A 13,566-nucleotide genomic window follows, 5' to 3' on the forward strand; every position below is an offset into this window, starting at 1 on the left:
GTTTTTAATACTCGCCCGTGAGTCTTTGATACTCGCTCACGAGTCTTTGATATTCACCCATGAGTCTGGGACAACCAGAAACAAGTCAACAAATTTAAAACCTTCTTCCCCAATGCCCAATGCCCAATACCCTATACCTAAAGATACAAGCTTTTTGTCACTAGTTTATGTGAATCTCAATTGGGAAAATACTTGTCTTTCAATCAGGGGTTATGCCGCAATATTTCGGACAGCTACACACAACTGAAGCGCCTTGGTCAATTTTGGGGGCGGTACAAGCAATACAACAAGATGAGCGCCGTATTATTTTGAACTGTGGCGACCCTTGTTTGAGCATTACTGTGTTAGCACCGAACTTAATTCGGGTACGGATGACACCAACTGGGGAATTTTTACCTAGGCGATCGTGGGCTGTGGCGCAGGCGGATGCAGAATGGCCTACTGTGCCGTTTGAAGTGCGAGAAACAGCAGAAACTATAGAAATTACAACCGAGCAACTGTGTATTGTCGTATCTCGTGATCCTTGTCGTATCCAGTGCTTCGACTCAACAGGAAAACCCTTTGCTCAAGATGCAGATTTAGGAATGGGGTGGCGGAGTGGTGCTATTGCTGGATGGAAAAAAATTGAAACTGATGAACATTTTTATGGCTTTGGTGAACCTACTGGCTTGCTCGATCAGCGATCAAAAGTGAGAACTAATTGGACATCTGATGCCCTAGATTACGGTATCACGACCGATAGTATGTATCAGGCGATTCCTTTTTTTATCGCCTTGCGTCCTGGATTGGGGTATGGGCTGTTCTTCAATACGACTTTTTGGAGCCGATTTGATCTGGGCGCACAGCAACCTGGAGTTTGGCAGATGGAAACTCAAGGAAGTGAACTAGATTATTACATTATTTATGGGACAGAACCTGCAAAAATTCTGCAAACTTACACCCAGTTAACCGGAAGGATGCCTTTACCACCGCGATGGTCACTAGGTTATCACCAGTGTCGTTGGAGTTATGAGTCACAAGATATTATCCGCGAACTGGCAGAGGAATTTCGTCAGCGCCGTATTCCCTGTGATGTGATTCATTTCGATATTGACTATATGAACGGCTACCGGGTTTTTACCTGGAGTCCCAAGCGATTTGCTAACCCTCAAAAATTAATACACAATCTGAAGCAAGATGGTTTCAAAGTAACGACAATTATCGATCCAGGGGTCAAGTACGAGCCAGAAGCAGATTACAAAGTTTTTGACGAAGGATTAAAAAACGACTATTTTATCCGCAAAACGAATGGTCAGCTATTTCATGGCTATGTGTGGCCTGACAAAGCTGTCTTTCCCGATTTCCTGCGTCCTGAAGTCAGAAATTGGTGGGGAAGTTGGCAAAGCAGTTTAACTGACATCGGTGTTGCTGGTATCTGGAACGACATGAATGAACCCGCCCTTGATGACCGTCCATTCGGCGACCCTGGTAACAAGATTTCCTTTCCCCTTGATGCTCCCCAGGGGCCAACTGATGAAAGAACTACCCATGCAGAAACTCATAATTTGTATGGGCTAATGATGGCACAAGCATCTTATCAAGGAACTGAAAAATCTCGTCCCACAGAACGCTCTTTTGTTCTCACACGGTCTGGATACGCTGGTATTCAGCGCTGGTCAGCAGTATGGACAGGAGACAATCAATCTCTGTGGGAACACCTGGAAATGTCTTTATCGATGCTTTGTAACTTGGGTTTATCAGGCGTGGCTTTCGTAGGAAGTGATATTGGGGGGTTTGCAGGTAACGCTACAGCTGAACTATTTGCTCGTTGGATGCAGGTGGGAATACTTTACCCTTTGATGCGGGGACACTCAGCATTAACTACAGCCCAGCATGAACCTTGGGTGTTTGGCGATCGCGTTGAAAAAATTTGCCGCGAGTACATCGAACTTCGTTACCAACTACTACCGTACATTTACACTCTCTTTTGGTCAGCTGCAACCACGGGTTCACCAATTCTGCGTCCTTTACTTTATCATTTCCCCAACGATCCCAAGACCTTTACTCTTTCTGACCAAGTAATGCTTGGTTCTTCATTACTCGCAGCACCAATTTACCGTCCAGGTGTTGAACACCGCGCCGTATACTTGCCTGAAGGTGACTGGTATGACTGGTGGAGTGGCAAGACTTTTACAGGCCCAACTCACATCTTGGCTGATGCACCCCTTGAACGAATGCCATTGTATGTCCGTGCTGGCTCAATTATTCCAATGGCACCCGTAATGCAATATGTAGATGAACGTCCTTTAGACCAAATGAGGTTGCGGATTTGGATGGGTACAGGCGAGTTTACCTTGTATGAAGATGATGGTCATAGCTTTGAGTACAAAACGGGAGCTTTTTGCACAACAACTTACCGCGTTAACTCAACAGGACAGCAAACTATCGTGGAAATTGGAGCAAGGGAAGGTGACTTTTCACCTGCAACGCGTGAAATCATTGTGGAATTAGTAGGAGTTGGAGAGCAGAGTTTTGTTGATGATGGGACTGCACGTCAATTAACTTTCTCAATTTAGTAGGCTGTCATTGCTATCTATAGCGGATTTGCCTGTGTTTAAGAATTTCCCAGAAGTAAACGAACCACAGAGGCGCTGAGAACACAGAGGAAAGAGAAGAGAGGTTTATTTTCCAGATTCAACTGTACTCACTTTTGGTGGCAAAAGATAAATGCCTCCAGATATTAAAGTTAGAGCAACGGAAATCCAAAAAGCAGTTACAGCTAAAGTTTGCCAGACTTCTGGTAGAGGTGCAATTAAAAGGGCGATCGCAATTATTTGACTAACCGTTTTGAGTTTTCCCCAAATATTTGCCCCTGTAATCGTTGTTTGATTCACCCGCCAACCAGCGATCGCTAACTCCCGCGCTAAAATCAAAAACACTCCCCAAGCCGGAACTCGCCCTAATTCAATCAACACCATTAACGGTGCGAGTACCAAAAATTTATCTACCAAGGGATCAAGAAATTTGCCTAAGTCACTAACTTGATTCAGTTTCCGTGCTAAATAACCGTCTAACCAATCAGTCAACGCAGCCACCAGAAAAATCGCCAAACACACCCATCTGGCCTGCGATGTAGGGTTGTACAAACCGTAAAGCAGAAACGGTACACCGAGTAAGCGAGAGAAAGTAATCCAATTTGGTAAAGTCATTTGCAAAAACTTTGCGCCTTTGCGCCTTTGCGTGAGACTATTCTTATCACACCGTGGGATGATCTGTTTCTTGAGAAGATCTAAAACCCAATTCTATGACGCAACAAACAAATTCTCAATTCCGCATCGAACGCGATTCAATGGGCGATCGCCAAATTCCTAGTAGCGCTTATTACGGTATCCAAACCCTGCGGGCAACAGAAAACTTCCCCATTAGTGGTATTAAGCCCTTACCCACTTACGTAGATGCTTGCTTAATCATCAAAAAAGCTACAGCAATTGTGAATGGGGACTTGAATTGCATTCCCCAAGATATTAGTCAAGCAATTGTGCAAGCAGCTGATGAAATTTTGGCTGGAAAATTACGTGATCAATTTGTCGTCGATGTCTACCAAGCTGGTGCTGGGACTTCACACCACATGAATGTCAACGAAGTTTTAGCAAATCGGGCTTTAGAACTGCTGGGTGACGAAAAAGGCAACTACAAACGCGTTAGCCCTAATGACCATGTTAACTATGGGCAGTCTACTAATGATGTAATTCCTACAGCAATTCGCATTGGTGGCTTATTGGCACTTTCTCAGACATTACACCCAGCTTTGTCAGAAGCGATCGCAGCTTTAGAAAACAAAGCCGCAGAATTTCAAGATATTGTTAAATCTGGCAGAACTCATTTGCAAGACGCTGTACCTGTACGCTTGGGTGAGAATTTTCGGGCTTGGGCGCAAATCTTATCAGAACACCAAAACCGCATTTATACAGCCTCTGGAGATTTGATGGTGCTGGGTTTGGGAGGTAGTGCAGCGGGTACTGGAATGAATACTCATCCCCGATATCGCGCCCGTGTAGTAGAAGTAATTTCAGAATTAATTGCATCTCCCTTAGAACCTGCACCCCATCTTATGGCAGCTATGCAGAGTATGGCCCCTTTCGTCAACGTTTCCGGGGCTTTACGCAACTTGGCACAGGACTTAGTGAAAATTTCTCATGATTTGCGTTTAATGGACTCTGGCCCCAAAACTGGTTTGAAAGAAATTCAACTACCACCAGTACAACCAGGTTCTTCGATTATGCCAGGGAAATATAACCCGGTGATGGCAGAGATGACATCAATGGTGTGTTTTCAGGTAATGGGTTATGACAGTGCGATCGCTCTTGCCGCCCAAGCAGGACAATTAGAACTAAATGTAATGATGCCACTGATTGCCTATAACTTGATTCACAGTATCGAAATTTTGGGTAATACCACCGCCGCCCTTACAGAACGTTGCATTAAAGGAATTACCGCCAACCGAGAACGGTGTTTAGCTTATGCTGAAGGCAGTTTAGCTTTGGTAACTGCACTTAATACTCACATTGGTTATCTCAACGCCGCCGCTGTGGCCAAAGAATCTTTAGAAACTGGTAAATCCTTACGCCAGGTTGTTCTAGAACGTGGACTCATGAGTGAGGCGGAATTAGCCACTGTGTTAAATCTAGAACAGATGAGTGGTATCTTACCCCTCATGGCAGAATCGGGAACAGTGGATTAAAACATAATAGGAAGATAGAAGAAGAAAGAAATTTTACTTTCTCCTATCTTCACTATCCGTAACTTATTATCCATGCAGACTCAAAACCCATCTGTCAGTTTAATCAGGGCCACTTCCTACGAACGAGATGCTTTGCGGGAATCTTTAGTCACACTGCTAGAACCTTTCGGGGGGATAGCTGGATTTGTGAAAAAAGGCGATCGCGTCTTGCTCAAACCTAATCTACTCACAGGTTCACGTCCTACTAAAGAGTGTACTACCCGCCCCGAATTGGTTTATGAAGTTGCTCAGATGGTCATTGAAGCTGGTGGCCAGCCATTTTTGGGAGATAGTCCAGCTTTTGGGAGTGCTAAGGGGGTAGCCTTAGCAAATGGTTATCAGCCTCTTCTACAAGAACTAAATCTGCCGATTATCGAGTTTCACGGCAAACGTTACCAAACTGTAAATGAAGATTTTAACCACTTGCTGCTATGCAAAGAAGCTATGGAAGCAGATGTAGTGATTAACCTGCCTAAAGTCAAATCCCATGTACAGTTGACTTTAACATTAGGGGTAAAAAATTTGTTTGGTTGCGTTCCCGGCAAAATGAAAGCTTGGTGGCACATGGAAGCCGGCAAAGATGCCAACCGATTTGGTGAAATGTTAGTAGAAACTGCCAAGGCAATTAACCCAAACTTGACTATTTTAGACGGCATCATTGGTCATGAAGGTAACGGGCCTAGTGGCGGTGAACCTCGTTCTTTGGGTGTTCTGGCAGCAGCAGCAAACGTATTTGCCTTAGATAGAGCAATGCTAGAAATTCTTCAAGTTCCACCCCATCAAGTCCCTACTGTTGCAGCTTCCCAACGCCTTGGGGTTTGTCCAGAACTGACTGCTATTGAATTTCCTAACTTATCTCCTGACTTACTCCAAATAGAAGATTGGTTATTACCAGACAAGTTAATGCCAATTGATTTTGCAATGCCCCGTGTGATTAAATCCACGTTTAAACATCTTTATATCCGTTTTCTCAAAGAACCCATGAGTGCTTATGGTAATACCAATTCGTAATTCGTAATTCGTAATTCGTAATTCGTAATTAAGAAAGCCAGTTCTGATACGGGTTTCGGAATTTGAATGTGTTGCCGGATTTTAGAGAAATAAACAGTAATTTGTGTTGAAATTACAATTGGTAATGAGTGCAAACTCTGCTACAAAAATCTTAAAATCAACGTGAGTTCGATGAACCTCTCCCTCTCCGAAACGGAAAGGTAGGAGCAACGAAAAATTTAGCTTTTTGCTCCCCTCTCCGTGTCGGAGAGGAGTTGGGGGAGAGGTCAAATAAGACTTGTCGAACTCACGTTAAAATCAGCAGAATAAGTTATAAGTACCCTCCGATTGCTTCTCTAGACCGCCCCTATATAGTGGCGGTTTTCCATTAGTTAATTTTTTGTTAAATTTTTATTTTGTTTTTTTTGCATCAAACTTCTTTAGTCAAAGCAAATATACTCTACCTATATGTAGATTGACAAAAAGAAAGTAATAACACTAAAGCCTAATAATTTGGATTTTGAAGTATTTTTTAGTGCTATCACTGAATAAATAGTATTGCATCTCGTTAACCTCTCTGTATTTATAGATGCAAGTTTATGGTTGCAAAAATCATGGTTGGCCAGTGCTTATTGATTCCTAATATTTTTAGTGTAACTCCTGCTACATTGTTCAAAAAAACTGGTATCTTTCAGTAAATTTTCGGCATGTATCTCAGGTATTAGGAACAACCTAGATCGCTAAAACTAGCTTACAAAAAGGATTTTAAGATGTTATAATAAAACCAAATTACCCTGATATCGGTTAGTAATTGATTTATGCTCAGATGAAAAAATGTAATTTCTACTGCTGTTTCTTAATCTTTGCTTAACTTAAAGATTATGCATTTCAGCAAGGAATCGTAACATATTAGTCACCTGGTCAAATCCGAAATGTTTAACCGTAACTTTGTATCAAGACTATCTAGTAAAAACTGCTATTATGACACTTGTCAAACTGGTTTATATTCTTGACTGCAACATAGTTGATAGTCAAAAAATAGCTAGAATAGCATCAACACTCTCTTCTGGAGAGTAAACCTACAAGTGATTGTGACAAATTTCAATTTTGTATGAATTCAAATAGCCAGTCTGCCAACCCTGCCTCTACATATTCCCATCGTTTGGCAGACGTTGTGGGAACAGCGATCGCTCTACTAACTTTGACGTTACCAGTGTTTGTCATTGCCCACTATTCTTCAAGCAATGCTCCATACAATCAGCCATCCCTAACCTACAGATTGCCCAAAGGTGGAAAATAAACAATAGTTGAAAACTACATTTCACCAGCAAGCTAGCTCCAAAAAAGGAGAAACAACATTTTGAGCTAAATCTGTGCAACTTCCCTCCTGGTTCCAAGACTTAACTTATGAGCATAATTCCCTCTTATAGCTGAGGAATTATCCACCGAAATATTTAACAAAAAAGCGTTGCTAAAAAACCTTGCAGCGCTTTTTTGTTGTTTATTTCAATTCACACTTACTCGAAGGTTGAAGGTCTTTTACGCGAATACCTTGGGAAGAAGTCCACCTTGGCCCTAAAATTCTACACGGGGAGCCAAACTGAGTGCGCCCACTATTCACTGTTAGCTGAGGATTTTTTTGTGGACTTATCCCGTATTCCTGCCCAACCCAAACCAGGTATAATCAACGTTTTGATTGAAATCCCAGGCGGGAGTAAAAATAAATATGAGTATGACAAGGATCTGCAAGCTTTCGCCGTAGATCGTGTACTTTATTCTTCGGTACAATACCCGTACGATTATGGGTTTGTGCCTAACACGTTGGCTGATGATGGCGATCCCTTAGATGGTATGGTCATTATTGACGAGCCAACCTTTCCAGGCTGTGTTATAGCTGCACGACCAATCGGCTTTCTAGAGATGATTGACGGTGGCGATCGCGACGAAAAAATTCTTTGTGTTCCTGACAAAGATCCACGTTACGCTCAAGTAAAATCTCTGAAAGACCTAGCACCACACCGCTTAGACGAAATTGCTGAATTTTTCCGTAGTTATAAAAATTTGGAAAAAAAAGTAACTGAAATTCGTGGCTGGCAAGAGGTTGAGCAGGTCAAGGTCTTAGTAGAAAAGTCCATCAAAGCCTTTAAAGCATAATGAGAGAGTGAGGAGTTAGAAGTTATGAGTTACAGATTTTTATTTTTAGCTCTTAACTTTCAACTCCTAACTATTAACTGTTGATTACCCCAAAACCAAATGCAGCGCACTCTTCTTTTGGCAAAGATTCACAACTGCACCCTCACGGGGGCGAATATTAATTATGTGGGTAGTATTAGTATTGATCAAATCTTGTTAGATAAAGCTGGCATCTTACCTTATGAGCAAGTGCAAGTAGTGAATAATGCCAATGGTGAACGGTTTATTACTTATGCGATCCCGGCTCCAGCTCATTCGGGAGTCATTGAGCTAAATGGAGCTGCGGCACGTCTAGGCATTATGGGCGATCGCTTGATTATAATGGCTTACGGGCAGTTCACTCCGGAAGAGTTAAAAAGTTACTCTCCCACAGTAGTCATTGTGGACGAAAACAACCGACCTTTGGAAGTGCGACACTACGATGACCTGCTCAATGAAAAAGATGGGAAAGGGGGAAGGGGAAAAAGGGAAAAGGAACCCCATACTTAAAAGCAGGAGCCACTGCGATCTTGTTGTTTTCCAACAAAGAACAAGTAGCATGGCGAAATAATTTATCCATTGATGCCTATTGTTTATACCTTGTGGGAAAAGCTTTTTCTTGCTTCCTTTACCCCTTCCCCTTTACCCTTTTCCCTTCTTCGGTAAGGTCTAATTTCAAAGAAAATGTCAAATTTAGAGCTGTCAGGTTCCCAGAGCTACGTAACAGAAAAGCCAATTACTCCGCTAAGTAGTCCAGCGGATAATTTTCTAGTGCAATTTTGGGGTGTACGGGGCTTGATTCCTACCCCAGGTAGTATTGCCAACCGCTATGGTGGTAATACTGCCTGTGTAGAAATGCATATAGCCAACAAACACTTGATTTTTGATGGAGGTACTGGTTTACGCATACTGGGTAAAACCTGGCAGCAACTAGAAAAGCCACTAGAAGCCCATCTATTCTTTACTAACTCCCAATCAAATCGCATTCAAGGTTTTCCCTTTTTTGCGCCTGCATTTGTTGCCGAAAATTGTTTCCACATTTATGGGATCGCTGCTTCTAATAGTGCTTCGATTAAACAATGCTTGTATGATCAGATGCTCCAGCCGCACTTTCCTTATCCGTTGCAGGTGATGCAATCACAATTGCAGTTCTACAATTTAACTCCGGGTCATGAAGTGAAGTTAGATGAGATCACGATTACCACAGCATTGATCAATCAAACTCAGCGCTCAGTTGGCTATCGTGTCACTTGGCAAGAATATAGCGTTGCATATATTACAGATTTACACAAAAATATCGATGAGGTAGAAAGAGAAAGCATTTTAGAAATGATTCAAGGCGTTGATTTGTTAATTGCTAATGCTACCTACATTCCCCCAACGTCCCACAAACATGAATCTGGGGATTTGCACTGGCAAACTGCTGTGGATTTAGCTCAGAGTGCTGGCGTGCAGCGGTTAGTTATCTCTCATCACCACCCAGACGACGAGGATGATTTTCTTGACAAGGTTCAAATTGAAGTGCAATCTGTCTTTCCTAAAGCCTTACTAGCCTGTGAAGGTTTGATATTATCGGTTGTTTAGCCAAGCAAATTTAGTAAAATTCTGCATGACTCGGCATTGAACAGGGAAATTAAGTGCTATTCGAGTATAATTTAATGAAAAATTGTGACTATAATTTCGGTGGCCTGGAAATAGCGATCACGTAGCAGATCCAAAAGAGCATCGCTGATTTGTACCGAAAAATATAATTGTAATTCTGTATAAAATAGTTATATTTCATCGGTGAGCCGATTCAGCTATGGAGTTTACGGAATGAATCAAGAAGAGAAGAAAAGACTTGTAGTAATTGGTGCAAGCCGTGGAATCGGTGCCGCTGTTGCCAAGCACTTTTCGAGTAGAGGACACGAGATTTTTTCAGTTTCCAGAAGCACACCGGCCGCAGGAACGTGGATAAAGGCAGATGTTTCAAATCCTAATGGCATCGCAGCTGTTAAAGAAGGTATTGGAACTGAGAGTGTTGACGCGCTATTGTTTATGGGCGGAGTATGGGAAGGCGGTGCATTTACTGATGACTATGATTTTCTTAAAAGCTCAGACCAAGAAACCAGATTTGTGATCAGTGTGAACATGATCGCGCCAATTGAAATTACTAGGAAGCTATCAGAAAACTTGGTAAAGGGGAAAAATCCCAGGGCGATATATATTGGCTCGGTTTCCGGGTTGGATAACTGTGCTTCGGCTGAGGTTGCAAATACCGCATCCAAGTTTGGCTTGAGAGGAGCAGTGCAGTCGCTAAGGCTAGCATTTCGGGATAAAAAGATTGGATTTACAGTCATTAACCCCGGAAATGTTGCAACTGACGAGGTAATGCTGGACATTAAAGAAGGGCGGTTTCCTCCGCAAACTCCAATTCCGCTGTCCGACATTATATCCAGTATCGAGTGGATTTTGAGTTTATCGTCAGATGTTGATGTTCAAGATCTGAATTTACATCAGCGATAAACGCTCTAACCAAGCGTTGCAGTGGACAAGCGGCTGAATGTAGCATTATGGCGTAAGATCCTCAGTTGGGACAGTAGCTTTGTACCCGTATTATTTCTGCAAGAAAAGCAACGAAATATGAACAACGAATCTACTTCGAGCAACTCTCAAACTGATTGGCAGCGATTGGATGCTATGAAGGATGAAGATATTGATTTATCAGACTGTCCGGAGATTACACCAGAAATGTTTGCTAAAGCAGTAGTGCGACGGGGTTTACCTGTTACAAAAGCCAAGGCTCAAGTTACCCTCCGCATCGATAGCGATGTATTAGAGTGGTTTAAGTCTCAAGGACGGGGCTATCAAACGCAGATTAATCAGTTGTTACGAGCTTATATGGAAGCGCGTCAATAGTCCGCCTTGCTTGTATTGTGTGTTATGCCAACTTGCGGCAAAATTACAATCGGTTGGATCGGACTGTACAGCCTTCAGTGGGGATGTAAAGGTTGGTTACAGACGCTCAACCTCAACCGGAACGTTAGACCTCAATCCTTTTAGGTGGGGGCGTAGCATTCTGTGAATTAATTATGATTGCATGATTAATTGAGATACACTTTCACACCTCACATTATATTGATGTTACGACTTACACTTGCTGAAACACTGTATCGGCCGAAGAGTTTACTACTTGTCTGAGTTCTTGGAGTTTTTGATTTACCGCACCACTAGTTAATAATTCTCCTGCTTTAGCTATACCCGATCGCATATCCAAACAAATACCACTGCGCCAAAGATAAAAACCACCATTCCACAAGGCTGTTTGCAATAATTCACTGGGTTTACCACTTAAAACTCCCTGGATTTGCGTCAGTAGTTCTTCAGTAGTTCCTAGGGGTACATTCTTAGTAATAAAGCCGTAATCATGGGGTGAGAGAAGCAACCTTTCTATCTCTGGTGGTGCTTTAGATAAAGCAATAATCGCAGTGCGATCGCGGGGTAAATCGCCACTCCCTTCTAATCCCTTCACTAAGGTAAATTTTGTTACTCCTAGTAGCCCCAAAGCGACTTGGAACATAGCTTCTGTGGGTGGATGGACAAACCCAGGAATAACATGAGCATCCCCAGCATAAGGACACCAAATTAGTTCCATCGTTGCTAAAGGTGGACGCTTGCCAAGTTGGTCGCGGTACTCCCAAATAGCTTGAGTTAAAGGAAAATGCTTAGGTGTATAAACAAAGCCAATTCCTGTTTGCTCAAATATCTGCTGAGTTTTTGCCAGTGGCAAAGCAGTCCAATCAACACCTAATCCTTGCCAAACTTCTACCAAGGGTAAACCGTACTTTGTCGGTAGGCGATCGCCACCATGCATTATCACTGGTTGTCCAGCGGCGGCTAGAAGTAAAGCCGTGACTGGAGCAATTGGTGCAGTGCGTGTTCTGCCATCATAAGGTATACCCAAAACTATCACTGGACGCTCAGAAGAAATTGGTTGCAGTTTTGGCCCTAGGTCATCATAGGCATCCAACATTCCGGCTAACTCTTCCCCTGTGGGACGTTTGATGCGGTGAGCAATCAAAAATGCCCCGATTTGGGCTGGAGTTGCTTCACCCAGCAGCATCATTTTAGTAGCGGTGGCTGCTTCAGCACGAGTTAAATTTTCTCCTGTGTGGTTTCCACTACCTACTTTTTTTAGCAATTCCCTAAATACATTGCTCATAAAAATCAATAGTCAACAGTCCAAATATTGACTGTGGAATTTTGATTAATCATACTTTACGAAGCCGATCGCTGCTGCTGAAATTGCGGTGGAATATTTTCCTTTACAAGTTGCCAAAAGTGCTGAATAGGAGGAATCTGAAGACGGTCTTGAGTTGTCACCATAACTACCCGACGAGTCAAGCTAGAATTATCAGGCGCAGTAGCTAGGGGACGAACTGCCAAAGTGGGATCATGAAGTGCTTCCATCAATGCTGAATGAGGTAGCAAGGCCACTAGTTCGCCTTGACGCACCACTCCCCTAAAAGCATCTAGGGTATTGACTTCTAAAGCTGCTTGCAGTGTAGCTTCCAGCCGTTCAAATTTATCTTGTACTAAGCGTTGCATCCCATAACCATCTTTAAAGACCACTTGCGGGTAACGAACTAATTCCGACCAAGGAATACGTTCATATTGGGCTAGGGGATGATTGGCTGCTGTTAGGACTTCTATCGGTTCATCATAGAGAACTTCTACCACCATCTCTCTGCTAGTGGTTAAAAAGCGATTATTCATTACAATTGCCAAATCCACCAATCCATCTTTGAGGACTTTTAAGGCGCGATCGCTACCCAAGGATGTAATTCGTAATTGCACATCTGGATAATCACGACAAAATGTTTGCAACACTGGTGGTAGGTAAGAAGCACATAACGAGTGAATCGCGGCAATGCATAGTTCTGGCTGCTTGCCGGCGATTAAATCTGTTAATTCTTGTGTAGCAGTTTCCCACTCTTGACAAATTTTGCGGGCACGAGGTAGCAAACGCTCACCCCCCAGTGTCAATTTGGCATGATTAGTTCGATGAAAAAGTTCTACCCCCACATCGGCTTCTAATGATTGGATTTGGCGACTAATGGTCGATTGGGTAACATTACATTTTTGGGCTGCTTGTTGAAAGCTGCCAGTGTCAGCGATCGCGAGGAAGGCTTGCAACTGCTCTAGTCGCATGTTTATGTAGCCTGAATTACATTTATGGCTTTCATTAAGTTAACGGTTTTATCAACATAATTTGGTAGAGTTTGATACAAGTTTTTTGGAAATTGGAAATTGGGCATGGGGAAAGGGGAAGGTGGGGCCCCCTTTGAGGATAAGGGGCAGGGTTAAAGAGTTGGTTTTTTCATCCTTTACCCTTTAACCCCTTCAGGGTGACGCTCCTGCGTCGCTAATGCTGCTAAGATCGCCAGTCGCTCATGGGGAGCCACTGCGGTGGACGGGTTCCCAAGGCACTCCGTTGGGCGGCTATGCCGACTTGAAGGAAGTGCCGCCGGCATAAAGCAAGTGGCGTGGAAACCCCCTTGGCGCTAGCCTCTCCCTTTGGCAGAAGACCGCGCTGGCTCACCTTTTCCCCTCTTGCTGCTCCCCTGCTCTCCTGCTTCTTTCCTAGCCCCAAACCCCTTTTCTCC

General features: G+C 43.1%; 14 protein-coding genes. 10 read left to right on the forward strand and 4 right to left on the reverse strand.

Going from position 1 to position 13,566, the window contains the following annotated elements:
- Together I8751_RS18600 and I8751_RS18605 are read left to right on the forward strand one after the other, a co-directional pair.
- Positions 1-247, forward strand: a 247-nt coding sequence (locus tag I8751_RS18600; protein ID WP_214440604.1) for a hypothetical protein, incomplete at its 5' end; no start/stop codon positions are given.
- Entirely contained in the window at positions 213-2,555 is a 2,343-nt protein-coding gene (locus I8751_RS18605; protein ID WP_214440605.1) for a glycoside hydrolase family 31 protein, read from the forward strand. The genes I8751_RS18600 and I8751_RS18605, both read left to right, overlap by 35 nt.
- Positions 2,556-2,660: 105 nt before the next feature.
- Here the strand turns inward: I8751_RS18605 and pgsA are convergent, their stop codons facing one another.
- Positions 2,661-3,188 carry a CDP-diacylglycerol--glycerol-3-phosphate 3-phosphatidyltransferase gene (gene pgsA / locus I8751_RS18610; protein ID WP_214440606.1) on the reverse strand — a complete coding sequence of 176 codons (528 nt, stop codon included), beginning with the start codon at positions 3,186-3,188 and terminating at the stop codon, positions 2,661-2,663.
- Positions 3,189-3,283: 95 nt separating this feature from the next.
- Between pgsA and I8751_RS18615 the strand changes: the two genes are divergently transcribed.
- The 8 genes from I8751_RS18615 (at position 3,284) to I8751_RS18650 (ending at position 10,819) form a co-directional block, all read left to right on the forward strand.
- Positions 3,284-4,720 carry an aspartate ammonia-lyase gene (locus tag I8751_RS18615; protein ID WP_214440607.1) on the forward strand — a complete coding sequence of 479 codons (1,437 nt, stop codon included), beginning with the start codon at positions 3,284-3,286 and terminating at the stop codon, positions 4,718-4,720.
- 72 nt (positions 4,721-4,792) lie between these two features.
- Positions 4,793-5,770 carry a DUF362 domain-containing protein gene (locus I8751_RS18620; RefSeq protein ID WP_214440608.1) on the forward strand — a complete coding sequence of 326 codons (978 nt, stop codon included), beginning with the start codon at positions 4,793-4,795 and terminating at the stop codon, positions 5,768-5,770.
- A 1,090-nt stretch (positions 5,771-6,860) separates the two neighbouring features.
- Entirely contained in the window at positions 6,861-7,049 is a 189-nt protein-coding gene (locus I8751_RS18625; protein WP_214440609.1) for a hypothetical protein, read from the forward strand.
- A gap of 341 nt (positions 7,050-7,390) precedes the next feature.
- Positions 7,391-7,903, forward strand: a complete 513-nt coding sequence (locus tag I8751_RS18630; protein WP_214440610.1) for an inorganic diphosphatase — start codon at positions 7,391-7,393, stop codon at positions 7,901-7,903.
- A gap of 99 nt (positions 7,904-8,002) precedes the next feature.
- Positions 8,003-8,431, forward strand: coding sequence for an aspartate 1-decarboxylase (gene panD, locus I8751_RS18635; protein ID WP_214440611.1), 429 nt, complete (start codon positions 8,003-8,005; stop codon positions 8,429-8,431).
- Between the two features lie 174 nt (positions 8,432-8,605).
- A complete protein-coding gene (locus I8751_RS18640) occupies positions 8,606-9,505 on the forward strand; it encodes an MBL fold metallo-hydrolase (protein WP_214440612.1) in 900 nt (299 codons plus the stop codon).
- Between the two features lie 231 nt (positions 9,506-9,736).
- Complete coding sequence (locus I8751_RS18645) at positions 9,737-10,426, forward strand: SDR family NAD(P)-dependent oxidoreductase (protein ID WP_214440613.1); 690 nt, start codon at positions 9,737-9,739, stop codon at positions 10,424-10,426.
- A 117-nt stretch (positions 10,427-10,543) separates the two neighbouring features.
- The gene (locus I8751_RS18650; RefSeq protein ID WP_214440614.1) at positions 10,544-10,819 is read left to right on the forward strand and encodes a BrnA antitoxin family protein; all 276 of its coding nucleotides are present in this window, start codon (positions 10,544-10,546) and stop codon (positions 10,817-10,819) included.
- Positions 10,820-11,051: 232 nt separating this feature from the next.
- Here the strand turns inward: I8751_RS18650 and I8751_RS18655 are convergent, their stop codons facing one another.
- The 3 genes from I8751_RS18655 to I8751_RS18665 form a co-directional block, all read right to left on the reverse strand.
- The gene (locus tag I8751_RS18655; RefSeq protein WP_214440615.1) at positions 11,052-12,122 is read right to left on the reverse strand and encodes an anthranilate phosphoribosyltransferase family protein; all 1,071 of its coding nucleotides are present in this window, start codon (positions 12,120-12,122) and stop codon (positions 11,052-11,054) included.
- Between the two features lie 56 nt (positions 12,123-12,178).
- On the reverse strand, positions 12,179-13,111 hold the full coding sequence (locus tag I8751_RS18660; RefSeq protein WP_214440616.1) for a LysR family transcriptional regulator: 933 nt from the start codon (positions 13,109-13,111) through the stop codon (positions 12,179-12,181).
- A 223-nt stretch (positions 13,112-13,334) separates the two neighbouring features.
- Positions 13,335-13,502, reverse strand: a complete 168-nt coding sequence (locus I8751_RS18665; RefSeq protein WP_214440617.1) for a hypothetical protein — start codon at positions 13,500-13,502, stop codon at positions 13,335-13,337.
- Between the last annotated feature and the right edge of the window lie 64 nt (positions 13,503-13,566).

It is taken from the genome of Atlanticothrix silvestris CENA357 (assembly GCF_016056295.1).
Classification (GTDB): Bacteria; Cyanobacteriota; Cyanobacteriia; order Cyanobacteriales; family Nostocaceae; genus Atlanticothrix; species Atlanticothrix silvestris.